This window comes from Ruegeria sp. K7 (genome assembly GCF_056531785.1).
Genome location: NZ_JBQFMJ010000008.1, coordinates 23,532 through 50,223, shown reverse-complemented (window position 1 = coordinate 50,223; position 26,692 = coordinate 23,532). Strand labels below are relative to the sequence as shown.

The 26,692-nt window shown below is 56.6% G+C and carries 27 protein-coding genes; 11 read left to right on the top strand and 16 right to left on the bottom strand.

Features of this window, described 5'->3' with window-relative positions; genetic code table 11:
- Nucleotides 1-25 precede the first annotated feature (25 nt).
- From ACR0FE_RS13850 to ACR0FE_RS13840, 3 genes are all read left to right on the top strand, one after another.
- On the top strand, nucleotides 26-493 hold the full coding sequence (locus tag ACR0FE_RS13850) for a cytochrome c (protein WP_170614824.1): 468 nt from the start codon (nucleotides 26-28) through the stop codon (nucleotides 491-493).
- Nucleotides 494-506: 13 nt separating this feature from the next.
- The gene (locus tag ACR0FE_RS13845; RefSeq protein ID WP_480913358.1) at nucleotides 507-1,415 is read left to right on the top strand and encodes a c-type cytochrome; all 909 of its coding nucleotides are present in this window, start codon (nucleotides 507-509) and stop codon (nucleotides 1,413-1,415) included.
- Nucleotides 1,416-1,621: 206 nt separating this feature from the next.
- Nucleotides 1,622-2,455 (top strand): hypothetical protein, encoded by an 834-nt coding sequence (locus ACR0FE_RS13840; RefSeq protein WP_480491570.1) that lies wholly within the window; start codon nucleotides 1,622-1,624, stop codon nucleotides 2,453-2,455.
- Nucleotides 2,456-2,536: 81 nt separating this feature from the next.
- Here ACR0FE_RS13840 and ACR0FE_RS13835 read toward each other — a convergent pair whose 3' ends face one another.
- From ACR0FE_RS13835 to ACR0FE_RS13825, 3 genes are all read right to left on the bottom strand, one after another.
- A complete protein-coding gene (locus ACR0FE_RS13835) occupies nucleotides 2,537-3,178 on the bottom strand; it encodes a response regulator (protein WP_480913356.1) in 642 nt (213 codons plus the stop codon).
- Nucleotides 3,175-4,500, bottom strand: a complete 1,326-nt coding sequence (locus tag ACR0FE_RS13830) for a sensor histidine kinase (protein WP_170817167.1) — start codon at nucleotides 4,498-4,500, stop codon at nucleotides 3,175-3,177. Before ACR0FE_RS13830 ends, ACR0FE_RS13835 begins: the two co-directional genes overlap by 4 nt.
- Nucleotides 4,501-4,680: 180 nt before the next feature.
- Nucleotides 4,681-5,079 carry a MerR family transcriptional regulator gene (locus ACR0FE_RS13825; protein ID WP_170614828.1) on the bottom strand — a complete coding sequence of 133 codons (399 nt, stop codon included), beginning with the start codon at nucleotides 5,077-5,079 and terminating at the stop codon, nucleotides 4,681-4,683.
- A gap of 99 nt (nucleotides 5,080-5,178) precedes the next feature.
- Between ACR0FE_RS13825 and ACR0FE_RS13820 the strand changes: the two genes are divergently transcribed.
- Both ACR0FE_RS13820 and ACR0FE_RS13815 read left to right on the top strand, forming a co-directional pair.
- The gene (locus ACR0FE_RS13820) at nucleotides 5,179-5,502 is read left to right on the top strand and encodes a hypothetical protein (protein WP_480913354.1); all 324 of its coding nucleotides are present in this window, start codon (nucleotides 5,179-5,181) and stop codon (nucleotides 5,500-5,502) included.
- A 4-nt stretch (nucleotides 5,503-5,506) separates the two neighbouring features.
- The gene (locus ACR0FE_RS13815) at nucleotides 5,507-5,725 is read left to right on the top strand and encodes a GDCCVxC domain-containing (seleno)protein (RefSeq protein ID WP_480913352.1); all 219 of its coding nucleotides are present in this window, start codon (nucleotides 5,507-5,509) and stop codon (nucleotides 5,723-5,725) included.
- A gap of 69 nt (nucleotides 5,726-5,794) precedes the next feature.
- Here the strand turns inward: ACR0FE_RS13815 and ACR0FE_RS13810 are convergent, their stop codons facing one another.
- From ACR0FE_RS13810 to ACR0FE_RS13795, 4 genes are all read right to left on the bottom strand, one after another.
- Complete coding sequence (locus ACR0FE_RS13810) at nucleotides 5,795-6,832, bottom strand: glutathione S-transferase C-terminal domain-containing protein (protein ID WP_480907052.1); 1,038 nt, start codon at nucleotides 6,830-6,832, stop codon at nucleotides 5,795-5,797.
- A gap of 10 nt (nucleotides 6,833-6,842) precedes the next feature.
- On the bottom strand, nucleotides 6,843-7,409 hold the full coding sequence (locus ACR0FE_RS13805; RefSeq protein ID WP_480913350.1) for a hemerythrin domain-containing protein: 567 nt from the start codon (nucleotides 7,407-7,409) through the stop codon (nucleotides 6,843-6,845).
- A gap of 74 nt (nucleotides 7,410-7,483) precedes the next feature.
- Nucleotides 7,484-9,016, bottom strand: a complete 1,533-nt coding sequence (locus ACR0FE_RS13800; RefSeq protein ID WP_480913348.1) for a glutamate synthase-related protein — start codon at nucleotides 9,014-9,016, stop codon at nucleotides 7,484-7,486.
- 3 nt (nucleotides 9,017-9,019) lie between these two features.
- Nucleotides 9,020-10,000: a glutathione S-transferase family protein gene (locus ACR0FE_RS13795; protein ID WP_480913346.1), complete on the bottom strand. Its 981-nt coding sequence runs from the start codon at nucleotides 9,998-10,000 to the stop codon at nucleotides 9,020-9,022.
- 146 nt (nucleotides 10,001-10,146) lie between these two features.
- On the opposite strand from ACR0FE_RS13795, the gene ACR0FE_RS13790 reads away from it, so the two are divergent.
- Nucleotides 10,147-11,058 carry a LysR family transcriptional regulator gene (locus ACR0FE_RS13790; protein WP_480913529.1) on the top strand — a complete coding sequence of 304 codons (912 nt, stop codon included), beginning with the start codon at nucleotides 10,147-10,149 and terminating at the stop codon, nucleotides 11,056-11,058.
- 286 nt (nucleotides 11,059-11,344) lie between these two features.
- Here ACR0FE_RS13790 and ACR0FE_RS13785 read toward each other — a convergent pair whose 3' ends face one another.
- Entirely contained in the window at nucleotides 11,345-12,238 is an 894-nt protein-coding gene (locus tag ACR0FE_RS13785) for a LysR family transcriptional regulator (RefSeq protein ID WP_480913344.1), read from the bottom strand.
- Between the two features lie 157 nt (nucleotides 12,239-12,395).
- On the opposite strand from ACR0FE_RS13785, the gene ACR0FE_RS13780 reads away from it, so the two are divergent.
- The 3 genes from ACR0FE_RS13780 to ACR0FE_RS13770 all read left to right on the top strand — a co-directional run bounded on the left by ACR0FE_RS13780 (nucleotide 12,396) and on the right by ACR0FE_RS13770 (nucleotide 15,374).
- Entirely contained in the window at nucleotides 12,396-12,806 is a 411-nt protein-coding gene (locus ACR0FE_RS13780) for a GFA family protein (protein ID WP_480913342.1), read from the top strand.
- A gap of 33 nt (nucleotides 12,807-12,839) precedes the next feature.
- A complete protein-coding gene (locus ACR0FE_RS13775) occupies nucleotides 12,840-13,046 on the top strand; it encodes a DUF1059 domain-containing protein (RefSeq protein WP_170614837.1) in 207 nt (68 codons plus the stop codon).
- 561 nt (nucleotides 13,047-13,607) lie between these two features.
- Nucleotides 13,608-15,374 (top strand): adenylate/guanylate cyclase domain-containing protein, encoded by a 1,767-nt coding sequence (locus ACR0FE_RS13770; protein ID WP_480913340.1) that lies wholly within the window; start codon nucleotides 13,608-13,610, stop codon nucleotides 15,372-15,374.
- A gap of 83 nt (nucleotides 15,375-15,457) precedes the next feature.
- Here the strand turns inward: ACR0FE_RS13770 and ACR0FE_RS13765 are convergent, their stop codons facing one another.
- Both ACR0FE_RS13765 and ACR0FE_RS13760 read right to left on the bottom strand, forming a co-directional pair.
- Nucleotides 15,458-15,679, bottom strand: coding sequence for a hypothetical protein (locus ACR0FE_RS13765; RefSeq protein WP_480913338.1), 222 nt, complete (start codon nucleotides 15,677-15,679; stop codon nucleotides 15,458-15,460).
- 244 nt (nucleotides 15,680-15,923) lie between these two features.
- Nucleotides 15,924-18,209 carry an adenosylcobalamin-dependent ribonucleoside-diphosphate reductase gene (locus ACR0FE_RS13760; protein WP_480913336.1) on the bottom strand — a complete coding sequence of 762 codons (2,286 nt, stop codon included), beginning with the start codon at nucleotides 18,207-18,209 and terminating at the stop codon, nucleotides 15,924-15,926.
- Between the two features lie 129 nt (nucleotides 18,210-18,338).
- Between ACR0FE_RS13760 and ACR0FE_RS13755 the strand changes: the two genes are divergently transcribed.
- Entirely contained in the window at nucleotides 18,339-18,770 is a 432-nt protein-coding gene (locus ACR0FE_RS13755; RefSeq protein ID WP_170614840.1) for a DUF1489 domain-containing protein, read from the top strand.
- Here ACR0FE_RS13755 and hisG read toward each other — a convergent pair whose 3' ends face one another.
- The 3 genes from hisG to hisS are packed head-to-tail and all read right to left on the bottom strand — an operon-like array spanning nucleotide 18,771 to nucleotide 22,096.
- Nucleotides 18,771-19,460 (bottom strand): ATP phosphoribosyltransferase, encoded by a 690-nt coding sequence (gene hisG / locus ACR0FE_RS13750; protein ID WP_480524182.1) that lies wholly within the window; start codon nucleotides 19,458-19,460, stop codon nucleotides 18,771-18,773.
- Nucleotides 19,457-20,545 (bottom strand): ATP phosphoribosyltransferase regulatory subunit, encoded by a 1,089-nt coding sequence (locus ACR0FE_RS13745; protein WP_480913335.1) that lies wholly within the window; start codon nucleotides 20,543-20,545, stop codon nucleotides 19,457-19,459. The genes hisG and ACR0FE_RS13745 overlap by 4 nt, the downstream gene beginning before the upstream one ends.
- A gap of 3 nt (nucleotides 20,546-20,548) precedes the next feature.
- Nucleotides 20,549-22,096: a histidine--tRNA ligase gene (hisS, locus tag ACR0FE_RS13740; protein WP_480913333.1), complete on the bottom strand. Its 1,548-nt coding sequence runs from the start codon at nucleotides 22,094-22,096 to the stop codon at nucleotides 20,549-20,551.
- A 131-nt stretch (nucleotides 22,097-22,227) separates the two neighbouring features.
- Here hisS and ACR0FE_RS13735 point away from each other — a divergent pair, with 131 nt between their 5' ends.
- Nucleotides 22,228-22,422 carry a SlyX family protein gene (locus tag ACR0FE_RS13735; RefSeq protein ID WP_170614844.1) on the top strand — a complete coding sequence of 65 codons (195 nt, stop codon included), beginning with the start codon at nucleotides 22,228-22,230 and terminating at the stop codon, nucleotides 22,420-22,422.
- A 4-nt stretch (nucleotides 22,423-22,426) separates the two neighbouring features.
- Here the strand turns inward: ACR0FE_RS13735 and ACR0FE_RS13730 are convergent, their stop codons facing one another.
- The 3 genes from ACR0FE_RS13730 to dnaE all read right to left on the bottom strand — a co-directional run bounded on the left by ACR0FE_RS13730 (nucleotide 22,427) and on the right by dnaE (nucleotide 26,652).
- Nucleotides 22,427-22,795 (bottom strand): hypothetical protein, encoded by a 369-nt coding sequence (locus tag ACR0FE_RS13730; protein ID WP_170614845.1) that lies wholly within the window; start codon nucleotides 22,793-22,795, stop codon nucleotides 22,427-22,429.
- A gap of 47 nt (nucleotides 22,796-22,842) precedes the next feature.
- Nucleotides 22,843-23,061, bottom strand: a complete 219-nt coding sequence (locus ACR0FE_RS13725) for a YMGG-like glycine zipper-containing protein (RefSeq protein ID WP_170614846.1) — start codon at nucleotides 23,059-23,061, stop codon at nucleotides 22,843-22,845.
- A gap of 90 nt (nucleotides 23,062-23,151) precedes the next feature.
- A complete protein-coding gene (gene dnaE, locus ACR0FE_RS13720) occupies nucleotides 23,152-26,652 on the bottom strand; it encodes a DNA polymerase III subunit alpha (RefSeq protein WP_480913330.1) in 3,501 nt (1,166 codons plus the stop codon).
- Between the last annotated feature and the right edge of the window lie 40 nt (nucleotides 26,653-26,692).

Here is a 26,692-nt window from a genome sequence, read left to right as displayed (position 1 = left end):
GGTGTATTGAACAGGGAGAAATACCATGAAGAAGAAAATTACGATTTTCGCGGCAGGTCTTTTGTCGGTAGCCGCAATAGGAACAGCCATCGCCCAGGAAAGTCAGAACCCGGCTGTAAAAGCTCGGACCTCAATCATGAAGCTTTATGCCTTTAATCTGGAAACACTCGGCGGAATGATAAAGGGAGAGGTGGAATACGATGCCGAGGCGGCAACTCGGGCTGCCAACAATATTGTCGTTCTGACGCAGATCGATCAATCCGCAATGTGGCCGGCTGGTTCCGACAATGCGTCCGACCCCGCCACCCGTGCCCTGCCCGCCATCTGGGAAAACTTTCCCGACGTCGGAGCCAAAGGGCAAGCGATGGCTGAAGCCGCCGTTGCGATGCAGGCTGCGGCAGGACAAGATGTGGAAGCCGTGAAAGCGGCGATGGGACAATTGGGCGGAGCCTGTACGGCATGTCACAAGGCATACAGAGCGCCAGAAAACTGATGAGGCACTGAAGGTGCGGCGTTTCTTTCGATTGGCCGCTGGTGTCGTAGTTTTGGTCGGGTTGGCCGGTGTTCTGCTGACCCGACCGCAAAGAGTGAATCCGGCGCAACTGAATGATGTCACCGCCGATCTCGTCAGAGGTGAGGCTGTTTTCTATGCAGGCGGGTGTGCGTCCTGCCACTCACCACCAGATGCCACCGGAGAGGAGAAGCTTAAACTCGCCGGAGGGCGTCGGTTTGAAACGGGTTTTGGCACATTCATAGCCCCCAACATTTCCAGTGATCCGGAATCCGGAATTGGCTCATGGTCTGCGCTGGATCTGGCCAACGCCCTGCTTCATGGCACGGGTCCCGAGGGGCAACATTATTACCCGGCTTTTCCTTATACGTCTTATGCCAACATGACCTTGGAGGATGTTGCGTCTCTCCACGCATTCCTCGGCACCCTGCCAGCGGTGGCCACGGAAAGTGACGCGCATGAGGTCGGCTTTCCTTTCAACATTCGACGCGGGCTGGGGGGATGGAAGCTATTGTACCTGCAGCCAGGCTGGGTGGTTGAAGGCGAACTGACGGACCAACAAGCCCGAGGCCGATATCTGGTCGAGGCGTTAGGACACTGTGCTGAATGCCACACACCGCGAAATTCCTTCGGTGGTCTGCAACGTGATCTGTGGCTGGCAGGCGCGCCAAATCCAAGCGGCAAGGGTCGCATCCCCGGTCTGACCGCCGACCAGCTTGATTGGTCTGAAGCTGATATAGCGGAATACCTGAGATCCGGTTTCACACCGGACTATGACAGCGCTGGTGGTGAAATGGCGGAAGTCATCGAGAACACATCACAGCTTACAGATGACGACCGTTTGGCGATTGCCGCCTATCTCAAAGCCGTTTCCCTGCCGTCCGTTGCGCCTGCGCCGGAGTAACTGCCGTTCGAGGAAATGGGTCTTTGGTATCGGGAAACCGCCCCTGTGATGCGCCCCGAAACTGACGGTGGTTCAAAAGGCCACAGGATCTTAGCTAAGACGTTCGGCTTGAAATTCGTCAGACCTAAGCCCGATGTGGGAAGGCCCGACCAAGGGTAGCCTGTCTTCAGTATCAAAAATCGCGTCAAACGGCAATGGAGGCGGAAATGAAAGCCCGGAAAAAGTTAGGTCAACTTCTAAGCACAGTGGCATTGGCTTCGTTGATTGCTGCGACGCCCTACGTGCCAAAGTTTGACGCAGACGGTCGCCTTCAGTTTGAACCGGTCTACGCGTTCGCCAAAAGCGGCAAGGGCAAAGACGGGGATGATCGCGACGATGACCGGGACGACAACTCGGGATCGGGAAATAGCGGCCGTGGTGGTGACCGCGACGATGGTCGTGACGACGACCGGGATGATGATCGCGACAATGACAGGGATGACGATCGAGACGACGACCGGGATGATGATCGTGACGACAATTCAGGATCGGGCAAAGGCGGTCGTGATGTTGACGACGACGATGATGACTCAAAGCGCTCCAACAGGGGCAGCGGTAAAAAGGATCGGTCTCAGACCGGTGGCAGACCAACTGGTTCGGCCGGGATAACGAAGGTTGAGACAAATGCGAGCGGCATCGAAGTTCGTTACGCCGACGGAACCAAGGAAGAGATCGAAAACGGCCGCTATGAAAGAAAGAATGCGCAGAACCGAACCGTCGAGGAACGTCCCGCGACTGGTGCTGACGTTTCACGGCTGCGGTCTTTGGCGAACGGCATCTCTATCAACAACGTACGCTCAAGTGGCCAAGGCGGCGCATCTGGCAGCCGCCCCACGAAAATTGAACGCCAAGGCGACAACATCGAAGTGAACTACGCCAATGGGTGGAAAGAAGAGATCGAGTTTGGGCGCTATGAACTGAAAGATCCGTTCAACCGGACTGTTGTTGAAAGAAACGCAACCGCCTCGGATCGACGCAGATTGCAGGCAATCGCAAATTAAACGGCGCTCCTGGCAGAAGTACCCCAGGCGGTCTCTCATAAGCAGAGACCGCCTTTATCATCGAAGACACCGCGACTAGTCTCATTTGTTCCAAGCATCGTGCGCTATCAAAGCGGCCTCCACCCGATTTCTCGCATGAAGTTTGGACAGGATCGCCGTCATGTAGTGCTTCACGGTTTTCTCCTGAAGACCCAGCGCTACGGCGATTTCCCTGTTGCTCAACCCCTTGGCCACATGGCGCAGGATTTCCTCCTCGCGATGCGTGAGATCATTCAGGATGTCTCTGTTTTTGCGGGCACCGTTTTCGCTGTTGATCTTAAGCAGCACGCGTGAAGCAAGACCCGGCGAGACAAACCCTTCGCCCGCAGCAATGCTGCGCAGAGAAGCTGTCAGTTCGCTCGCTGTCACGCCCTTGACAATGTACCCTATGGCGCCGGCTTCCAGTGCATCCGCAACGTCACTGCTGTTTTCCGAGACCGTCAGGATCGCAATGAAGGGTGGGTTTGTCATTGCCGCAATCTTGCGTGTCGCGCTTATCCCGCCTCCCGGCATCGAGAGGTCAAGAATGGCGATGTCTGGCTGATGCGTTCCGACGAGCGCTATCGCCTCTTCCGCACTTGAACCGGCGGCGAGAACCTCGAACCCGTCGGCCTCATCCAAAGTACGCTGCAGGCCGTCCCTGAAAATCGGATGATCATCCGCTATAACGACAGATGTGGTCATAATGCACTCATCTTTCTGGGAAATAATGTCATTGCTATTATGGTGCCGTTGCCGGGGCGCGACGAAACACTGAACCTGCCACCAATGCTCTCGACCCGATCTCGCAAGCCCAATAATCCCTGCCCACCATCGTCGCGCAAAACGGTTTCGTCCGAAGTGTCAAACCCGGGTCCGTCGTCGCTGACCTGAATGACGATGCGGTCACTTTGCACTTCACTGGTGACCGTGCATCGGGAATCCGGGGCATATCTTGCTGCATTGGAGAGTGTTTCCTGCAAAAACCGAAAAACACACAACTTGTCGGACAGTGACAATTCCGGCGACTGGCGCCCTTGAAACGAAATCTCCGGCCGCAACGGGCTGTGTTCCGAGTGATCTTCTACAGCCCTCTTCACGACATCAATGAGCGTAAGGTTGTCGATGTCCGGAGCCGACAACCCCCGCGACAATGCACGAATTTCTGTAAGGGACTTCTGCAAAGACTGATGAATTTCTTCAGCCTCTTTGGGCCTTGCAGACCCTTCCGGAAACGCTGCCTCCAATCGAAGGGCGGCCAAGGACAGGTACTGAGCGGGACCATCATGCAGTTCGGCACCAAGCTTCTTGAGAAACCGATCCGTTTGCGTGGCGTATCTTTCCGACGCTTCGACGACACGCGACCGCAACTGGGCGTTCTGCTCGGCCATCTGTTCGCTTTCTGCAAGGCGCTTTTCCAGAAGACGCCCCTGTCGCTGAATTGTGTTGTCGCCAATTGCAACAATCGAAAACAACACGATCGTGCTGGCCACAAATGCCGAGCCGACAACCAACCAGCTTGTTCTTCTTGCCTTGGCAAGGTCCAGTTCCAGTTGATCAGCCCTTTCGTAGAACTCGGCAACCGCAATGATTTCACCGGACCAAAGCTCGCGAATGGGGCTGTACACTTCAAGCAAAGGTATCCCAAGGGCCGCTTCGGCGGCGCTTTCGGCATGATCAAGCTCTTCAAAAGAGCCGGAGATTTTTCCGCCCCAAGCTTGCTTCAGATCGTCGGTTGGACTGAATCGGCTGCCAATTATCGCAGTATCCGAGGCGTGGGCGATGACACCTCCTTGTTTCCAGAATTTGTAGGAGACAACGCGGTCGCGCATTGGCTGGGTCATGAATATCTCGTCCAGTGCCCGGCTTGCCTGCTCTGAAATTCGGTCGCCGTGCGCCAATTCCTGACTGAGGGGGGAAACGATGCTTTCCATATAAAGCGCGGCAGAGTTGGCGGAGTTCTGGACGACAGCATTCTGAATTCGATTTGACACCCAGACCCCGACTATCGCGGTAGCAGTGCCCATCACGGCAATACTGGCCGCAAGAAAAACTCGCGACAGCGACCAATTGCCAATTGTCAGGTCAGCTATTTTTCCTCTCATTGTGAAATCGACTATGAACTACAATCTCTTAACGCACCACAGACCTTGGTCTGACGTGAACTGTCGGCTACTCGAAACCCAGGTTCTGACCCAGAAGCCAAGTCAGGTGTCTTCCATCTTTCTCAGTCTTTGCAGCATCGGGCAGTGAACGTTGCCACTATCACAATTGGCTGTAAGCTCGCTCAAGGCGCGCTCCAGGCGATTGAGTTCATCAATCTTGCTACGAACACTGACAATGTGAGCCTCGGCTAATTCTTTGACTGATTGGCAGTCATCGGTACTTCCCTCTGACAGTTCCAAAAGCGCCTTGGCGTCTGAAAGCGGAAACCCCAGGTCACGGCACTTCTTCAGAAAGTGAAGTCTTCCGACATCGTTCGGTGAATAGAGGCGACGATTGTTCAGAGCTCGCGCGGGTCTTGGTACGATACCTTCGCGTTCGTAATAGCGGATGGTTTCTATTCCGACACCGCTTTGCCGGGAAGCCTCTCCTATCGCAATCATGTGAAGTGACCCCTCTTGATCCTGTAGTCGCTACAGGAGTTATACAATCTGACAGTTGGTGCCTCAACTTGATCAAATTTGATACCCACGGAGTGAAAGATGAAGAAATACGTGATCCTAAGCTACCTTGGATCGGTTTCCGCTCTGGGCGTCGCAACATGCTGTGTTCTTCCAATGGCCGTGATGTTGCTGGGCTTTGGAGGCAGCTGGTTGGCGGTATTCGGAAAAATTGCTGCGGGAAGTTATTACGTTCTCGCCATCTCCACAGCACTGGTCGCGATTGCGTGGTTTCTATCTCATCGAAACAGGGCTTTGGGGCAGTTGAAATGGTGGCTAGCAGGAAGTTCGTTGATCACCGCACTAGCATGGGTCATCGTGTTCAAAGAGGCTCAGATCAACGACTATATAATCATGAAGATGTGAGACAGTGACGAAACAAATCGTGGAGCTCGACAGTACTCTGACTTGCCCTGAATGTGGGCACGTCGAAACCGAGAAAATGCCAACAGACTCCTGCCAGTGGTTCTATGAATGCAAGTCATGCAAGGCCGTTTTGAAGCCGCTGGAGGGCGATTGCTGTGTATTCTGCTCTTACGCGACGGTCCCATGTCCGCCAATCCAGTTGGGGGATGACTGCTGCAGTTAGTATCGCATATGGGGCGGCAACTCTGGGTCCGTCGATGTTGAAACGTTACATGCGCGCCCAAAATGAAGATCACTTCGCTTGGCGATGGTCCGCCAGTTCCGGATGTTTGTAGGCCTCGGGGTATGTCATTGGTTTCGAGGGGCCAAGGGGTACAACACCATTCCAGCTTCGACCAAAATACCCTTGGCGGCAGTGTTCAATTGAACCGCTGTTTTCCACGCCCGGCACGGAATGCGCGCGGCAAAGCCAGCGCCATAGGTTCCGGTAGTCAAGGATCTGGGCACCGTTGAGCTTCATACGCAGGTAATAGACCGGGTCGTGTCGATACAGCGTCGGAAACAGGCGAAGGTCTGCTTCGGTGAAATGATTGCCGGTCAGAAACATGCGACCGTCGCTGGCAAGGCGGGTGTCAAGCTGTGACAGAGTGTCAAAATAGGCGGTGAAAGCCGCCGCATATACGCTTTGATCAGACGAAAATCCGGCTTTGTAGGCACCGTTGTTGATATTGACGTAAATCAGCTCGTTCAGCTCGTCGATTTCTGTCCGAATGGCCGGATCATCCGGGTAAAGAACTGGCCGTTCATCATTGCCACGCGAACTGCCCAGTTCGACCGCATTGCGATCCAGCATGCGAATGATCTCGGCGCTTTCGTTATTGACGATGCGCTTTGACTTTTTGTCGTACAGGATTGGAACCGATTTTTCTTCAGAACTTTCCGCCAGATATATGTCGCGCACCAGCCTGAAACCCTGGCCAGTGCCGGTTTCGGCGGTGCATTCCGGAAGTGTTGTTCCAGTCAGCGAAGCCACGAGGTCAGGTGCGAATTGCCAGTGGTTCGGGCCTTCAGGGTCTTCTTCGTCTGTTCGGTTGGGAAACACCACATCCATCGAAATACTGCCCTGCAGGCCCAACACGTTGCGGGCCAGTGTAACCCGATGGCACCACGGGCAGTTGAGCGCGACAAACAGGTGATACCTGCCCGGTTCTGCGGGAAAATCAGTATCGCCGATGGCATGCCGGAAACCGCTGACGCCGCGCACGAATTCCCCTCGGGCGCGGCGCAGTTCGGCATTTGACTGGTCTTCCTGTTTAGAATGGTCCGTCATTGTTCAAGCTTCACCCTCTCAGACGGTGGTGCAGAATGATAGGCACCGCAAGCTCTTCTTCATCACTTAGATGGCGTTTCAGAAAGGCCTCGATCACTTCCGACGTATCGCGCAGCGCTCCGACCTCTGAACGTGCCTGGGCCTCATCCAGATGGATCAGCTTGATCGCCCGATTGGCTGTTCGGGTGTATTGATCAAGGACCAGATCAAGATCAGCATGATCCTTTTCCAATACCTCCAGGCCCGCATCAAAACGTGGGTCCGCCGCAGAGAGTTCGGGAAAATAACTGCGATCTTCCCAGCCGTGATGGCCGTGCAGATTGCCGACAAGCGCGTTGCCATAATAGGACAAACGGGCGGCGTACGCGTCGGGTGACACCGTTCGGTCCAGAAAATGCTCGGCATCGGTCCGAACCAATTCGGCAAGACGGCGAAACATCTGATGGGCGCCCAGCCAGTGCCGCGTTTTCTCTTTGAAGCCGGGATGGGAGTCCCAGCTGTCGCGCGGATATTTGTCGAGCAAGACCTGCATCTCGCCCGGCATGTTTTCGGTGCGGATATTGTGGTTATCAAGCATGAGCTTACTCCTTTCCGCAAGGATGTGTGGCCCAAATGTTCCGACCGTTAGACCCACGGCTGCACAACCGCTGTCTATGTCCGCACACCGGCAAAGCGAATTCCGCTCAAGCCCGAGACACTGCGTTTCCATGTCGTGATATCGCGCAGACTGAAATCGCTCAGCGATGGGTGACCGCAGGCTCTTGCCAATACTTGCATCAGTTCGACACTCGCACCGAAGTAGCGCGCAAGCCTCTCCGCGCTGACTTGTACATCCAACCTTTTCCGCAGCTCGGGTTTCTGCGTCGCTACGCCAACCGGGCAATTGTTGGAATTACACATGCGAGCCGCAATACAGCCAACGGCCTGCATGGCCGAATTGCTGACCGCAATTGCGTCAGCGCCCAAAGCCATTGCCTTGGTGAAATCCTCGGCCACGCGCAGCCCGCCGGTGACAACCAGTGTAACTTCGTGGCCTGTTTTTTGATCCAGATGCGCCCGGGCACGTGCAAGCGCCGGGATCGTGGGTACCGAAATATGATCACGGAAAATCAGCGGAGCGGCGCCAGTGCCACCGCCCCGACCATCCAGAATGATGTAATCGGCGCTGGCCGCCAGCGCAAAGTCGATGTCGTCCTCGATGTGATTTGCGGACAATTTGAAGCCAATCGGAATACCGCCAGAGCGTTCCCGCACCTCATCCGCCAGTTTGCGGAAGTCTTCCGGGCTTTCCAGATCTGGGAAGGTCGCAGGCGAAATCGCGTTTTGGCCCGGCTCCAGCCCGCGCACCTCGGCAATTTTTCCCTGCACCTTTTCGCCAGGCAGGTGGCCACCGGTCCCGGTTTTCGCGCCCTGTCCCCCTTTGAAATGGAAGGCTTGTACGCGTTCCACCAACTCCGGCCGCCAGCCAAACCGGGCCGAGGCGAGTTCGTAGAAGTAGCGAGAGTTTTCCGCCTGCTCTTCCGGCAACATGCCTCCCTCTCCGGAACAGATGCCGGTCCCGGCCAGTTCGGCGCCACGTGCCAATGCGGTCTTTGCCTCCTCAGACAGGGCCCCAAAGCTCATGTCGGAGACAAATAGCGGGATATCCAGTTTCAGCGGCTTGGTGGCCCGTGGGCCGATTGTGACCGAGGTCGATACCAAGGCACCATCCAGCAGTGGCTTTCGCGCCATCTGCGCGGGCAGAATCTGGATGTCGTCCCAATGCGGCAAATCTTTGCGCGGCACGCCCATGGCGCCCATTTCCCCGTGGTGACCCAACTTGGAAAGGCCGTCCCTTGCCAGTTCATGAATGCGGGCAACCGTTGGCTCTTCGGGGGTCGGCGTCGCCTTGGGCACATTGCTCACCGGTTCGGGTGCCGGGTCGCCCTCGGACAGGCCACCCAGTCTGGTGTGGCTGCCGTCGCAGAACGGAGCATTGGCGCTGGCTTTACAGCGGCACAAATCAGCCGGGCCGTCCTTTTCTGCCATGAACTTCAGCGGGGCAATCCCGGTTCCGGTGTGGCTGCCGTCGCAGAAGGGCTGTTTTTGTGAGCGCCCGCACCGGCACCAGAAATAGGTTTTACCTTTCTCAAGCTCGACACGTTCCGGGGTCTTAGCGGCGATGATGGGTGGTGTGGTTGTCATGTCTTAATCCAATCTGTCGCGATCATGGGGTAAGGAGTAATCAATACAGGGACCTATCGGGATGACCTGCGACGGGTTCACCGTTTCATGACTGGCATAATAGTGGTCCTTGATATGCGCCATGTTGACGGTCGCTGCGACGCCGGGCTGTTGGTACAGATCCCGTACATATTCCGACAGACTAGGATAATCCGCGATCCGGCGGATGTTGCATTTGAAATGACCCACATAAACCGGGTCAAAACGCACAAGCGTCGTGAACAGGCGCCAGTCTGCCTCGGTAGTCTTGTTTCCGGTCAGGTAACGCTGTTTGCCCAAACGCTCGTCCAGCCAGTCCAGGGTTTCGAACAATGGGACGACCGCCTCTTCATAGGCATCTTGCGTGGTGGCAAATCCCGCCTTGTAGACTCCGTTGTTCACGGTGTCGTAAATCCGGTCATTCAGGGCATCAATCTCGGGGCGCAGCTCCTTTGGATAGTAGTCCCCCGGCTTTGCTCCGATCCCGTCGAACGCCGTGTTGAACATCCGGATTATTTCGGGGGACTCGTTCGAAACAATGGTCTTGGTCTTTTTGTCCCAGAGAACCGGTACTGTCACCCGCCCGGAATAGTCCGGTTTTGCAGCGGTATAGACCTGGTGCAGATAATCTGCGCCGTTGATTGTATCCGGCACGGCACCTGGACCTGGTCGAAATGTCCAACCGTTCTCTGCCATGTACCAATGCACGACCGAGATCGAGATCATTTTCTCCAGTCCCTTGAGTGTGCGAAAGATCAGCGTTCTGTGCGCCCAAGGACACGCCAGAGAAACATAGAGATGGTAACGCCCGGCTTCGGCCTTGAACCCGCCTTCGCCGCTTGGTCCGGGCGCGCCGTCTGCTGTGACCCAATTCCTGAACTGTGGTGCCCGCCGCACGAACCGACCTGCGGTATCCGAGGTGTTGTACCATTGATTTACCCAGCGTCCTTCCTGCAGAAGTCCCATGAGCTGTCCTTTCCAAGCCGCAAACCGTGCCACGTGTTAAGACGTGCCGCATCGTTTCGCTTCAGACTAACTGGTTCATTTTCTTCAACCCAGAGACTAATATTAGCCCACTTTGTTCTAATTTGGAGAACGATGCCGTGGGCCAGATGGAAGACATGCGACTGTTCGTTGCAGTCATAGAAGCGGGCAGCATAACGCGGGCTGCCCAGAGCCTTGGAATTGCAAAATCCGCTGTCAGCCGAAGGGTTTCTCTGCTGGAGGGTCGCTATGAAACTGTTCTGATCGACCGGCAGCGTGGAAACTGGGAAATAACCGAGACCGGCCGCGAACTGTTTCAGAGAGCAACCCGACTGCTACAGGATATGGATGAAATCACGGATGATTTCACAAGCACTTCCGCCGTGGTCGAAGGACCGTTAAGTGTGAGTGTTCCGCTGGAGTTTGGTGTTTCATTCCTTCAGCCCGCACTTTTTGACTTTAAGCGGAAATACCCGCAAATCCGGCTCACCGTAAACTTCGACGAACGCCAGGTGGATCTGTCCCGAGAGAATTTCGATCTGGCTATCCGGATAACGAACGAACCTGAGGCCAAGCTACTCGCAACGCGTGTCGGCTCTGTTTGGCATGGACTGTTTTGCAGCCGAGGGTATCTGGAGACTCATCCTGCCCCAAAAGAACTGCGAAATCTCCATGACCATCAGTTGTTGTACTTTGGATCAGCCCACCGCGCAACATGGGAGTTTCTTTCAACACCCGGAAAGACGGAAATCTTTGAGTTCCAACCATACCTCAACTCCAACAGCGGGACGTTCTTGCTGAACGCCATGAAGCAAGGATTAGGAATAGCCCGCCTTCCCAATTTCATCCTTGGAGATCTGCAACACTCAGACGACATTGTTCAGGTGCTACCTGAAGTGAAAATCGAAAACTGGGGCATTTTTCTGGTGCATGCTGAAAACAGACGTATGAACCGCCGCATGAGGTTATTTACCGAAGCCATCAAAACCTTCTGCGCCCGGTCACAAAAAAGCATCCAGGTGTCTGACACCGCATTTTAGGGTGGCCGCAATCTATTCGGCTTGCCTTTGCGAATTCCCGCTTCAACAGTGTGATCGTGGCTTGGAATGAGAATCCCAATTGCGCTGGACACGACAAATTCTTTCATGCCGCGCACATGAAGCTGCGACAGCCCACTCCCGGATGCTGTCTCAATCACAATGCAGGAATACGGACCTGTTCCCAATATTCTTGGTCTTAGTCGGATATACGCGGCGGGCGCGGAATTCTCCAAAAGGGCTCAAACGACCAGCTTCAGCGAGCATTTGGTTTTTTTGGCACTTCCCGCTAAACACCCGCCTCTGTTGACACAACTTCTGACTTCGATCGGAGCCACTTGAGAAACAGCATTACCTCCGGTCGATGATGATCCGGCAGAGTGTGGATGTAGTAGACGCCAAATAATGGCTCAGAAAACAACTCCACCATTCTGCCTGCCTGAAGATCATCCTGAAAAAAAGCACGCGCTGTGTAGGCAATGCCGTCGCCCCTACGAACGGCAGCCATGATCAGGTTACCCGGCATGTGATTGACTGAGAGAGGCTGCTCTGGAACGACGCCGTGGAAGGTAAACCAGTCGCTCGCTTCGTTTGTTCCCAATTCTTGCAACCACAGAAACTGCGTTAATGATTCCGGACTGTTCAGGTCCTTACCTTCAACCAATTCCGGCGTAGCGACGACAATCATGTCAGAAATCAGAACCGGGTCTTCATCCGGCCTTGGCCTACGTTTGTCATGATATCGAATTGCTATGTCGATCCCACCCGGACGAGGTTCAACCAACTGTGACGTTGGATTAAGCATAAGTGTAAGTTCCGGGTGTGCGCGTTGAAATTCAGCCATACGCGGAAGTAACCACTCCACGGCGAAGGCTGGTGACATCGTGACCTGTACTGGCCGGTTTGTTGCTGCCTCTGTTACGCGCTCCACGCCTCGGCCAACAATTTCAAAGCCTGTACTGAGCTCACGAGCCAAACGTTCCCCCTGAGAGGTCAACGAAATACCTCGGCCACGTTTTTCAACCAAAGGTATGCCCAGGTGCTTTTCCAGGGACTTTACCTGCTGACTGACTGCAGCTTGCGTTACGTTCAAGCATTCTGCGGCCAAGGTGTAGCTGCCCACTTCTGCCACGGCAGAAAAGGCGCGGAGGGCGTTCAAAGACGGCAGGTTCAACCAATTCATATGATAGTTTTTCTAATATATGGGTAGAACAATTGACTCGCATAACGGCGACGAATTGGCAATGCTTGGGTGAAGACAGTCGAACTCTATCACGCCGACTTAGCGAAAAAACTATCGTCCGTGTCGCGCCAACTCTCGAACAAAAGGAGCTATCCAAATGCACGGTTTTGAAGGTGGTTGCTACTGCGGTGCAGTTCGTTACCGGATTAACACGGCCCCAGTCTGGTCTGGCCATTGCCATTGCAGATCATGTCAAATGGCACTTGGCGGGGCTTTTGTCACTTGGGCAAAAGTGGCGTCCGAGGATTTTGCTGTAACAAAGGGCGAAATCCGAACAGTTCAAAAAACACCAGGTGTCACGCGCGGCTTTTGCCCGCAGTGCGGCACCACTCTGACCTATGCAGCCGAGGGGGAGATCGAAGGTCAGGACTGGAGTAAGGACGCTTGGTTTGCCGCTTCCACCTTGGACGATCCATCCGCTGCAGAGCCCAAGGCCCATATTTTCGTTTCTCACAAACAACCGTGGATCAAGCTCAATGACGGCCTTCCTACGTTTGAGGAGTTTTAGACGAACCGCGGAGTTACACTGGAGGAAAACACAATGAGTACTGCGTTTTCGTACGCCTGCAAAGACTGCGACGGCATGGAAACCTGCCCCGGCAAGGTCGTGGCTTCTACAGAAGATGAAGTATGGAAATTGATGGAACTTCACGCGGTGATCGCGCACGGAGAAGATCCGAGCACTTGGGATGCTGAGACACGCGATTATCTAGGCAAGCTGATAAAAACTCACGACTTCGGCAAATAGTTCGCATTCAGCGAAGTGTTGGGATCAGTACGGGTCCACCCCAGCCCGAATACTTGCCAAAGAACCTTCGTTCCAATTCCGAGTTCACTGGAATGTTAATGGTAGCGGTTCACTTGCTGCTGCATCTGGGTACAAAAACGCAGGATACGAACCAATGGGCGAACGAAACCTGCTGTGTGTGCGGTCTGTGCAAACGTGGCGTTTGAGGTCTGACGAAGCATATCGATCTCCTGTGTCTGACCTTACGTTAACCGCCATCACAGGAGAGGTCTGTGAACTAGGACACAGACGTTTGCCAATCGCTTTGGAGGCCACCGACGCAGCGTGATTGGTATGCAAGGCGAGGCTCAACGAAGTCGAACAGCCAGATCCCTTGCGGAGGCTTTTTCAAAGCTTGCCTATAAGCTGGAAGCAACAAGTTTTGCCATTGGCCTTCAATCCGCTTGCTGTCGCTTTGGCATTCAGCATTCTTTCTGATTTTCCTCCGGTCCCCACTGGGAACAATCGATTTAAGTCTTTCAAAATGATATACTGCTAAAGCTTGTTAGCCGGGAGATCAGAATGGAACGGCGTCTTGCCACAGTGCTTGCGACGGACGTTGTCGGATACTCCGCGTTGATGCAACGCTCTGAAGCGGACACAGTTAAGCGCCTTAAGCGATTGCGGGATATCGTCAGCGATTTGGCGGAGCGTCATGGTGCTCGGGTCATAAGCTGGGCTGGTGATGGAGCGTTGGCGGAGTTCACCAGTCCGGTTTCAGCGGTCCGAGGGGCCTTTGAATTGCAGCGTGAACTATCGGCCCCTCATAACGCACAGGAAATCGGCCTCCAGTTGCGGATCGGCATACATCTTGCCGATGTGATTGTTGATGGGAAAGATCTTCTGGGAGACGGTGTGAATATCGCCGCGCGCATTCAGGCAGAGGCTGAGCCGGGCGGAGTTCTGGTTTCAAGCGCAGTATTCGAACAAGCCAAACGTGGGGCGCAGGTGCGGTTCATGCCCATGGGTCACCGGCGTTTCAAAAATATTGAAGATGCAATCGAACTTTATGCGATTGAGGGAGACCTCGGACTGCACAGTTGCATGCTTACGAAAGGCTTGCCTCAATCACAGGCTGCCAAGCCTCAGCAACGTGATAACGGTGTTATTGTTCTTCCCTTCCAGAACCGCAATATCGATCCAGAGCAGCAGTACTTTGCGGAAGGTTTTACAGAAGACGTTATCACAGAGCTTTCCCGCTTCACCGAGTTGTTCGTGATTTCACGAAATGCCAGCTTCTCGTTGGAAGGACGCGATTGCGCGCCAGAAACGATATGTAACGAAACGGGTGTTCGGTATGCGGTTGAGGGGGGCGTAAGGGTTTTGGGAAACCGCGTGAGGATTTCCGCGCATCTTTTTGATGCGGCTCGTGGTGCGCCGGTTTGGTCCGAAAACTACGACTGCGACGTGCACGAATTGTTCGATGTTCAGGACGATATGGTTGCCAAAATCTCGGCCGCCGTCGCGGGTCGCGTCGAGCGGCAAGCGGAAAAATCTGCCCGGGAAAAACCTACGGAAGACATGGCGGCTTATGATTGCTTGAAGCGAGGGCTTCACCATCACCGCATTGGCGGGGTCACACGCGAGAATGCCGAATCCGCCATTAAGTGGTTTAATAGAGCCTTGGAAAAAGATCCGGCGTTCGGTCGCGCTCAGGCATGGCTGGCCTGTGCTGTAGCAACGCGGGACGAATGGCTTGGGATAAAGGACGAAGACCGCTACTGGGAAATGGGGCGGCGCGCTTTGGAACTGGACTGTAATGATGCTGAAGTGCATCGGATCATGGGGTCACTGTCCCTTTACAAAGAGGACTTTGACAATGCGCTTTATCATTACACGCGCGCGCTCGAGATTACGCCAAACCACGCGTACATAGTGGCGCACGCGGGCAATGTTCACAATTATCTGGGCGACGGAGAAAAGGGGTTGGTCTTCCAAAGGCGCGCCGAAGCTCTTGACCCGTTCCTTCCAGAGTATTGCCGGGAAGTGGGCGTCATTGCGCATTATGTTTTGGGGGACTGGGAAGCCTGTTTTCAGGCAGCAACAGCATTCCCACGAAGGACCCGGCGCGCAGCCGCATATCGAGCCGCAGCTGCCCTGCATTTAGGCGACCCAGAGCGGTTGAATCGCGCCATTCGACGATTGGCCACGATTGATCCGGAATTCGATATAGAAGGGTTTCTTTCTGTCGAACGCTTCCAAGACAAGCGGCGCAATGAGCAGCTTCGGGAAGAGATGTACCAGGTGCTGGCCATCATGAACAACAGTCTCTTGCGTGCGGTCGTGTGACAAACTTTCGAAACACGGCAAATGCTTCCTTGCAAACCCGCCACACAGGCGAACACACGAGATGTGTAGAACCCTCTTTTTCATCAGAACGCCATTTGTTCAGAAACAACCGACGGCGCGCAAAACCAGTTCGTGACACCTGCTGAGGCGGCTCCAAGCTCCGCCGTATTGCCTGTTGCAACATCAGCGAGAATTTTTATTACCCATGTTGCGTGAAACTGCCCCGGACAACCGCTGCTGCCTCCGAAATTGGGTTTTGGGTTCGTCTGCACGTTAAAAAGTTCGTTTCTGCGCAACTCAAACATTGACGGCAGGCGCAGTAGATTTCGCTTTCTAACGCCTGTTGCCTTCAATTATCGTCCGGCTTCGGCGCGCACTAGCAAACTCGAACCAACAAAACCAAGGCGCCGGCGATTAATGACCCGGCGTCTTATTTCCCTTTTTGGCCTCAGATTTACGAATAATAGGCGCTACTGACCTTGTTAATGGGTGCCAAAACCGCCGAAATGGGTTCGTATTGCTTAACGGTTCAACAGCGCAGCTCAAGCATCATCCGTCACATTTGGAGTGCCCGCAGCTCCGGCATGTCATGCAACCTTCGATCATCACCATGTCGAATTGGCCACATGAAGGGCAGGCCTTTCCGCGTGGTGCGTCCATGTTCACCACCTGTGCCTGCGGGTCGGACTTCAAGCCCATGCCTTCGCCCTCAAGAAAGCCGATGTTGATCAAGTGCTGCTCGATGACTCCGCCGATCGCCGCCAGAATCGAGGGGATGTATTTTCCCTTGACCCAGGCGCCGCCGCGCGGATCGAACACCGCTTTCAGCTCCTCGACCACGAAGGACACGTCGCCACCGCGCCGGAACACGGCCGAGATCATGCGGGTCAGGGCCAGCGTCCAGGCGTAATGCTCCATGTTCTTCGAGTTGATGAATACCTCGAATGGTCGACGACGGCCCGCGATCACGATGTCATTGATCGTCAGATAGATCGCGTGCTCGCTGTCCGGCCATTTCAGCTTGTAGGTTGAACCTTCCAGCGATTGGGGTCGGTCCAGCGGTTCGGACATGTAGATGACATCGCCGCCATCGGCTTCGTGTGGGGCGTCGGCGCTTTCGCCAGGTGCCTTGTCCGAGCTTTCCGAGACGGTCAGAACCGATCCGGTCACATCGTTCGGGCGATAGGTGGTACAGCCCTTGCAGCCCTGATCCCAGGCCTGGATGTACACGTCCTTGAAGGCATCAAAGCTGATGTCTTCGGGGCAGTTGATCGTCTTGGAGATCGAGCTGTCGATCCACTTCTGCGCGGCAGCCTGCATCTTCACATGATCCAGCGGTGTCAGAGTTTGTGCGTTCACGAAATAGTCTGGCAACGCCTCGTCACCGAACTTGTCGCGCCACATCTGCACGGCGTAATCCACGACCTCTTCCTCGGTTCGCGATCCGTCTTTCTGCAACACCTTGCGCGTGTAGGCATAGGCAAAGACCGGCTCGATCCCGGACGACACGTTCCCGGCGTACAGGGAAATCGTTCCGGTCGGTGCAATCGACGTAAGCAAAGCGTTGCGGATACCGTGTTCGCGGATTGCATCGCGCACATCGTCATCCATCTTCTGCATCGTGCCGCTGGCCAGGTATTTCTCGGCATCGAACAGGGGGAATGCGCCTTTTTCCTTTGCCAGGTCCACTGACGCCAGATACGCGGCGCGGGCGATTGCGTGCAACCAGCGCTCGGTCTGACGCGCCGCCTCGTCCGAGCCATAACGCAGGCCCAGCATCAGCAAAGCATCCGCCAGCCCGGTCACACCCAGGCCGATACGGCGCTTGGCCTGTGCTTCGGCGGCTTGTTCAGGCAACGGGAATTTTGACGCATCGACCACATTGTCCATCATCCGAACCGCCGTGGCGACCAGTTCCTGCATCGCCGCCTCGTCCAGATGGGCACCTTGTTCGAACGGTTCTGCCACCAGTCGCGCCAGGTTGATCGACCCCAGCAGGCAAGCGCCGTAGGGCGGCAGCGGTTGTTCTCCACAAGGGTTCGTGGCCGCGATGGTTTCCACGTAGCTAAGGTTGTTGGCCTGGTTGATCCGGTCGATAAAGATCACACCCGGTTCGGCATAGTCATAGGTCGCCTGCATGATCTTGTTCCACAGATCGCGCGCCTGAACGGTGTGATAAATCTTGTCGCCGAACACCAGCTCCCACGGGCCGTCCGCCTTGACCGCTTCCATGAAGGCATCCGTCACCAGCACCGACATGTTGAACATGCGCAGACGGGCCGGGTCGGATTTGGCGGTGATGAACTGCTCGATATCCGGATGGTCACACCGCATGGTTGCCATCATCGCCCCTCGGCGCGATCCGGCGGACATGATGGTTCGGCACATCGCGTCCCACACATCCATGAACGACAGCGGACCGGATGCGTCCGCCGCGACCCCGTGCACATCCGCGCCCCGCGGACGGATGGTCGAGAAATCATAGCCAATCCCCCCACCCTGCTGCATCGTCAGGGCGGCCTCTTTCAGCATATCGAAAATGCCGCCCATGCTGTCAGGCACTGTTCCCATGACAAAGCAGTTAAAAAGGGTCACACGCCGCGCTGTCCCTGCGCCTGCGGTGATACGGCCCGCTGGCAGGTATTTGAAGTCTTCCAGCGCCTCGAAAAACTTCTGCTCCCAATGCGCCGGGTCGTTCTCGACCTGCGCCAGATCGCGGGCAATGCGCCGCCAGGAATCCTCGACCGTCTGGTCGATGGGCGTACCATCCGCCTTTTTAAAGCGGTATTTCATATCCCAGATCTGCTCGGCGATGGGGGCGGCAAAGCGGCTCATTGTTGATTCCCTGTACTGAAAGAGGTATCCAGACTACCCCAAACCCTGCCCCTGCCACAACACCTTGATGACTGCGCCTTACGAGCTACAATATAAAGATGCACTTCGGGACGACTCTGTGGGAAAGCTGTGGATAAGTACGTAAACCTCATAAAACTATCCGTTGGCTCGGAAAGCGTAGACACGCTGATGGCGTGGCAGGATGGCCGCATAGCGCTTTATGAGGACGGCTGCCCGCGCCACGTCACCCGTATGTGGCCCAAGCGTGAGGCCGAAATTCTGAACGGCGGATCAATCTATTGGGTGATCAAGGGCGTCATCCAGTGCCGCCAACGCATCCTGCGGCTGGACGAGGTACGCGGCGAAGACGGCATCCGCCGCTGTGCCATCGTGCTGGACCCCGAGATACACCGTACGCAGACCGCGCTGAAACGCCCGTTTCAGGGCTGGCGCTATCTGAAACCCGAGGATACTCCGGCCGATCTGCCACAGGGACGCGAGCAGGACGATGCCCTGCCCGATGATCTGAACCGCGCGCTGGCAGAGATTGGTGTGCTGTAATTAGCCCAGCCGATCCAGCAGATCGGACAGAACGGCCTTGTCGTCAGCGTCATAGTTCGCGACGCGGCTGCACCAAAGTGTCGCCTGCGACTGCAGTATAAGTCCATCCGACAGGATTTTCAGATGGTTGGCCCTCAGGGTTTCCCCGGTTGACGTGATGTCCGCGATTGCCTCGGCGGTTTCATTCACCACCGTGCCTTCGGTCGCGCCCTGGCTGTCGACCAGAGTGTAGTCGGCCACGCCCGCCTCGGTCAGGAATTCACGCACCAGCCGATGATATTTGGTGGCAATGCGCAGCCGGTGGCCGTGCACCTTGCGGAACGCCGCCGCAGCGGCATCCAGATCGTCCAACGTGTCCACATCGACCCAACAGGCAGGTGTCGCAATGATCAGATCGGCATTTCCGAACCCCAATGGCGCGATCTCTTCGACCTGTTGTTCCCAGCGGGGCAGTTTTTCGTGGACAAGGTCCGTTCCCGTCACGCCCAGATGGATCCGCCCTGCTGCAAGTTCCCGCGGAATCTCCCCCGCCGACAGCAGGATCAGCGATACGTTGTCGATCCCCTCGACCTTACCGGAATACTCGCGGTCTGATCCACTGCGCGACAGGGTGATGCCACGCTTTTCAAACCAAGCGAAGGTCTTTTCCATCAGCCGGCCCTTCGAAGGAACGCCCAGTTTCAGGCTCATCTTGCGCCCTCCTCGATCTCGAGCATCAGGTCGGGGCGCAGGACACCACCCACTGCGGGAATTTCCGCGCCGTTGCCCAGTTGCCGGGTCAGCGCGTCGTAGCGTCCGCCGGTTGCGATGGGCGGCAGATCGGGACGGCCTTCGGCGTAGAAGCCAAATACGAACCCGTCGTAATACTCCATGGATGTCCGGCCATAGGCGGCTTCGAAATCCAGCCGTTCCACGTCGACCCCACGCGCCTGAAGCGAGGCAATCCGCGCCTCGAGCCGATCCAGCGCAGGGGCGATCTGCGGCAGATCAACGGCCACATCGCGCAAGCGCTCAAGCGCGAAAGGCATCGTTTCGCGGACATTCAGCAGTGTCTCCAGACCGGCCAGTTCGCTGTCCGAGATCGGAGGCGTCTCGCGGTCTTCGCGAAGTGCCGCGATGCGGGCTTCGATTTCCGATGCGCGCCGCTTGCCGATCATGGGGGAATCAAATGTCATCGGATCGGACGCGTCCAACAAAGCGTCCCGGCCCGCCGGAGCGGGTTTACGTCCGGCAAACCGGTCCAGAAGAACACGGAACCGGCGGGGTCGCCACAGGTGCCGCATCAACGCGGCCTTACGCCGTTCAGTCGTGCTCAGGCCCAGAACGGCTGCGGTCAGGATACCGATATCGCCAGTGGCTGCGCGCAGGGGCAGACCACGAAGCTGCAGCGCAAAAAGCGAGAACACCTCGGCGTCCGCTCCGGCGGGATCGTCGCGATCAAAAATCTCGTACCCGACCTGAATGTATTCGTTTGCGCGGTCCAGATCGTGTTCCTGACGCCGGAAAACCTCGCCCGAATAGGTGTAGCGCGCGGGTTCGGCACCTTCGCTCATGTGCATCTGCACCACGGGCAGGGTGAAATCCGGGCGCAGCATCTGTTCGCCGCGCAGCGCGTCCGAGGTCACATAGGCCCGGGCCCGGATGTCCTCGCCGTAGAGATCCAGCAGCAAGTCTGCCGATTGCAGCAAAGGCGGATCGACCACCTGCGCCCCGGCGGCCTCGAACCGGACGCGCATCATCGCGGCGCGGGCCTGAATCTGAGAGCGGTTGGCCATGCGTCAGTCCTGACTGTTCAGAATTTCACGCACCTTGGCGACCAGATCGCCGCGCGGCACTTCGAACTGGCTGGGGCGTTCTTTCCATTCCTCGAGCGTGGCGCTTTCGGCAATCTTCGCGCCCAGGATCAGGTCCTTGATCTGCACGATGCCATTGGCCTTTTCGTCACCGCCTTCGATCACTGCAATCGGAGAGTTCCGTTTGTCCGCATATTTCAGCTGATTGCCAAAGTTTTTGGGGTTGCCCAAATAGACCTCAGCCCGGATGCCTGCGTTGCGAAGCTCGGCCACCATCGCCTGGTAGTCTGCCATCCGGTCACGATCCATGACGGTGACAACCACAGGGCCGGTGGCCCGCGCTGCGATGCGGCCCTTTTCCCGCAACGCGGCCAGCAGGCGATCAACACCGATGGAGATGCCAACAGCAGGCACTTTCTGCCCCGTGAAACGGGCAACCAGATCGTCGTAGCGCCCTCCCCCTGCAACGGAACCAAATTGCCGTTTACGTCCCTTCTCGTCGAAAATCTCAAAGGTCAATTCGGCCTCAAAGACAGGGCCTGTATAGTAGCCCAATCCGCGCACCACTGACGGGTCAATGACGATACGGTCCTCATCGTAACCTTGTGATGCAAGTAGTTGCACAATTCCCTGAAGCTCAGCGATTCCTTCAGCACCTGTCGCGCTATCTCCAACCGCAACCATCAGTTTTAGCAAAGTGTCGGCATTAGTTGAGCCGCGTGCCGTAAGGAAATCGATCACTGGTTTAACTTGTTCTTCGTTAAGACCGGCACCTGCGATAAACGCTCCCGAAGCGTCCTTGCGTCCGCGCGTTAGCAACTCGCGAACGCCCTGTTCACCGACCTTGTCAAACTTGTCGATAGTACGAAGTACGTTGTCCACAACGATGTGATTGTATTTCTGAACTTGTTTATTAAACGCTTCTTGAGGACTTGCTGTTTGCCCCGCTTTTACGTCTCCTAAACCGATGGTCTCCAACACACCATTCAGAACCTTGCGGTTATTCACCCGCACCAGATAGTCGCCGCGCGGGATGCCGACGGTTTCCAACGTATCCGACAGCATGGCGCAGATCTCGGCATCGGCGGCCATGGAGGCCGTACCGACCGTATCCGCATCACACTGATAAAACTGGCGATACCGCCCCGGACCCGGCTTTTCGTTCCGCCAGACCGGCCCCATTGCATAACGGCGATAGGGCGTCGGCAGATCATTGCGGTGCTGTGCGTAGACCCGCGCCAGTGGTGCGGTCAGGTCGTAACGCAGGGCCATCCAGTCGCCCTTGTCGTTCTCGTCCACTTCCTGCCACGCAAACACGCCTTCGTTCGGGCGGTCCACGTCGGGCAGGAATTTGCCCAGCGCCTCGACAGTTTCCACTGCGCTGCTTTCCAGGGCGTCAAACCCGTACCGATGATAGACGTCCGCAATAGCCCGCAGCATCTCGGTGCGCTGCGTGACTTCCTGGCCGAAATAGTCGCGGAACCCTTTCGGCGTCTCGGCCTTGGGGCGGGGCTGTTTCTTGGGCTTGGCCATGTGGGGCGTCCTTGGGAGTTTTCTTGTTCCGCGCGCGGTCTATCCCATGGTCTGTTTCGGGGCAAGGCGCGCTTTCTCTGGCCACGGCGTCACAGGGTCGCTATGACCTGCCCCAGAGACAGGAGCCACCCATGCAGCATCTGGAAGAACAGATCGCCCACCTGACCCGTACAGTCGAAGACCTGAACGCGGTTGTCACGCGGCAACAAACCGAGATTGAACGCCTGACCCGCCGAGTTGAGATGCTGTTGCAACGTGAGGCTGAGCGCGCGCAGGAAGGGTCCGGCGGTGTCGTATTCGGCGACGAGCGCCCGCCGCATTACTAAAGGGTTACAGTCCCAGCGTCGATTTCACCGCACTGTCCACAACACCGCCCAGCAGCGCATCCTCGTCCCCGGTGCATCCTTCGGTCAGCGCGGCCAGGAAGGTTTCGCGCAGCTTGGCTTTGTCGTCCTCGGACGCGGCGTATTGTTCGATGTCGATCTGGCGATTGTACAGAGACAGGGCCGTCATCTTTCCGACCACGTCCAGGACGTACTCGTCATTCCCGTCTGCCTCTTCGATGACTGATGCGCAGGTATGGTACATCAGCGGCAGCGCTTCCTGCATCATCTGGTCCGCTTCGTCATCGGCCAGCGCAAATCCCGGCGCGGCGATAAAAGCGACCATCGAAATCAGTTTGAACCCGTGAAAACGCATGGCAAGTCCTCTCAAATTGGGCATCGATCCTTTTTTGGGATCGGTGGTTACTTTTTGTTGGCGCCGATGATGGCCCCGACAACGGCCCCGGCAGCGGCCCCCTTGCCATCGCCGACCAAAGCACCAACGCCCGCGCCAATCAAAGCGCCTTTGAGCGCGTCTTCCTGCTTGTCCTTATCCGCCAAAGCTTGTGTTGCGGGCAACAATGCCAGTGACGCCACAGCAGCAGCGACCAGTATTCCCAGACGTCTTCCTGAAATCCCCATTTGGCGTCCTCCCATGACTTAACCCAAATGAATATAGGTAGAATTCCAGCCTAGCTTGGCGGCAATCTTCTGGCAACAAGCCGTTAGATGTCAGATTTCCTCGACCGACATCACGCCATCCAGCGATTTGATCGCGCCTTTGATCTGCGGGTTGATCGGAAAATCCTGCCCCAGATCCATTTCCACATCCCCAGGCAAGCCCGGGTCAAGCAGACACAGATGGATCGGCCCCTTCGCCGCGCCCTTGGCTGCACCGGCAGCGTCTTCCAAAACCCTGGCGACGGTGGGCAGAACCTGCGGCTGATCCACGAAGATGCGCAGCCCGGTTGCGCCGGCCTCGGCCACCACCGAGCCCACTGGCCCAACAGATCGCCCGAGCAGTTTCAACTGATCCGACTCCATCGTCGCCTCGGCGGTCAGAACAACCTGCGCGCCGGTTTCGAGAAATTCCCGGCATTTCTCCAACGTATCCGAGAACAGCGTGACCTCATAAGCTCCGGTCGGATCAGAAAGCTGTGCAAAGGCAAAGCGGTTGCCGCGCGCTGACTTGCGCTCCTGTCGTCCGGCAACGACACCGGCCATCTTGGCGATCAAAGGGCCGGAACGCGCCTTTTCGGTCACTTCGTCCAGGGTCAAAACCTGCTTGCGCTTCAGCGCAGGCATGTAATCGTCCAGTGGGTGGCCTGAAAGATAGAAGCCGATTGCCTTGAACTCTTCGCTCAAGCGTTCTGCTGGCAACCAGTCGGGGGTCGCGGAAAGCCGCGGTTCGGGCAGATCATCCCCTGCCTCACCGAACAGCGACACCTGGTTCGAGTTCTTCTGGTGGTGGATCGCCGCCGAATACTGCACCAGTTGTTCAAGACTTTCGAAGAAACGGCGGCGGTTCTTGTCGAGCTGATCAAAGGCCCCGGCCCGCGCCATCATTTCCAGCGGACGTTTACCGACCTTCTTCAGATCGACCCGGCGGGCAAAGTCAAAGAGGTTTACAAACGGCTTGTCCCCACGCCCTTCGACAACAAGGTTCATCGCCTCGACGCCTACGTTCTTGAGCGCGCCCAGCGCGTAAACCAGCTCTCCGTTCACAACGTCAAAAGTCGCCAGCGAGCGGTTTACACAGGGAGGCACATAAGGAAGCTCAAGCCCCTTGCGGACTTCTTCGAAATAGACGGCCAGCTTGTCGGTCAGGTGAATATCGCAGTTCATGACGCCCGCCATGAACTCGACCGGGTGGTTCGCCTTCAGCCAGCCAGTCTGATAGCTGACTACCGCATAGGCGGCGGCGTGGGATTTGTTGAAGCCGTAGTTCGCAAATTTCTCGAGCAGGTCGAAGACTTCGGAGGCTTTCTTGGCATCCACGCCATTCTCGCCCGCGCCCTTTTCGAATTTGGGGCGCTCGGCGTCCATCGCCTCTTTGATCTTCTTACCCATCGCGCGGCGCAGCAGGTCCGCGCCACCAAGGCTGTACCCCGCCATCACCTGCGCGATCTGCATCACCTGTTCCTGATAAACGATGATGCCCTGTGTTTCCTCAAGGATATGGTCGATCAGAGGATGAACCGAGGTGATCTCGCGCAGACCGTTCTTGACCTCGCAATAGGTCGGGATGTTTTCCATCGGGCCCGGACGGTACAGCGCCACAAGGGCCACGATATCCTCGATGCAGGTCGGTTTCATGCGCTTGAGCGCATCCATCATGCCCGAAGATTCCACCTGGAACACCGCCACCGTCTTAGCCGCCGAATAGAGTTTATACGTGGCCTCGTCATCCAGTGGGATGGCGTTGATCTGGTTTTCCGCCCCCTCGGCGGGTTCATAGAGTTCCGTACCATCTGCCGCCACATGCAGGGGCCGCCCGGATTTGAAGATCAGATCTATCGCGTTCTGGATCACGGTCAGCGTCTTCAGACCCAGAAAGTCGAACTTCACCAGCCCGGCCTGTTCGACCCATTTCATGTTGAACTGGGTCGCAGGCATGTCGGACCGCGGATCCTGATAAATCGGCACCAGAGCGTCAAGTGGACGGTCCCCGATCACGACACCCGCCGCGTGGGTCGAGGCGTTCCGCAGCAGCCCTTCGACCTGCTGGCCGTAAGTCAGAAGACGGTCCACGACCTCTTCGTTGCGCGCTTCTTCGCGCAGGCGCGGTTCGTCTTTCAACGCCTTTTCGATGGAAACGGGTTTCACGCCCTCGACCGGGATCATCTTGGACAGGCGGTCAACCTGGCCGTAGGGCATCTGCAAAACCCGCCCGATATCGCGCACTGCCGCCTTCGACAAAAGCGCGCCGAAGGTGATGATCTGCCCCACCTTGTCGCGCCCGTATTTCTGCTGCACGTAGCGGATCACCTCTTCACGGCGGTCCATGCAGAAGTCGATATCGAAGTCAGGCATCGAGACCCGTTCCGGGTTCAGAAAGCGCTCGAACAGCAGCGAATAGCGCAGCGGGTCAAGGTCTGTGATCGTCAGCGCGTAAGCCACCAGCGAACCCGCACCGGATCCCCGCCCCGGCCCAACCGGAATGTCATGGTCCTTGGCCCATTGGATAAAGTCTGCAACGATCAGGAAGTAACCTGGGAAACCCATCCCTTCGATGATGCCCAGTTCGAAATCCAGCCGCTCCTGATACTCCTCAGGCGTCACGGCATGAGGGATCACGGCCAGACGTTTCTGCAAGCCCTCATTTGCTATGCGACGCAGTTCGGCAACCTCGTCATCTGCGAATTTCGGCAGGATCGGATCGCGGCGATAGGCCATGAAGGCACAGCGTCGCGCGATCTCGACCGTGTTCTCGATCGCCTCGGGCAGATCGGCGAAAAGGGTCACCATTTCCTGCTGCGACTTGAAATAATGCTGCGCGGTCAGACGGCGGCGGCCTTCCTGCTGGTCGACATAAGCCCCTTCCGAGATGCAGATCAGCGCATCATGCGCCTCATACATATCCGAGGTGGGGAAATAGACGTCATTTGTGGCGACCAGCGGCAGGTTCTTGGAATAGGCCATCTCGACATGGCCACGCTCGGTCAGACGTTCCGCTTCGGGCTGGCCATCCTCGCCCGGGTGGCGTTGCAGTTCAATATAAAGCCGGTCCGGAAACATCGCGGCCAATCGGTCAACCAAAGCCTCTGCCGCCGGGCGCTGCCCCTGTTGCAGCAACCGCCCCACCGGCCCGTCGGGACCGCCGGACAGGCAGATCAGACCGTCTGAGCGGTCGGCCAGTTCATTCAAGGTCACCTGCGGAAGCTGCCCGCCCTTGTCCACATAAAGGCAGGAACTGAGCTTCATCAGGTTCTCATATCCAACCTCGGACTGCGCCAGCAGCACCAGCGGCGCGGGCGCCTTGGGTTTTTCGCCGGGTTGCGACTGCACATAGGTAAGATCGACCTGACAGCCCATGATCGGCTGCACACCGGCACCGCTGGCCGTTACCGAAAACTCGAGCGCGGAGAACATGGAATTGGTGTCCGTCACGGCAACGGCAGGCATCTCCATCTTCTCGCACAGGGCGGGCAGCTTTTTCAGCCGCACGGCGCCTTCGAGAAGAGAATATTCTGTGTGAACGCGGAGGTGAATGAATCGAGGGGAACTGCTCATGCTGCCTACGCTATCCCACCCTGCGGAGTTGCAAAAGCAG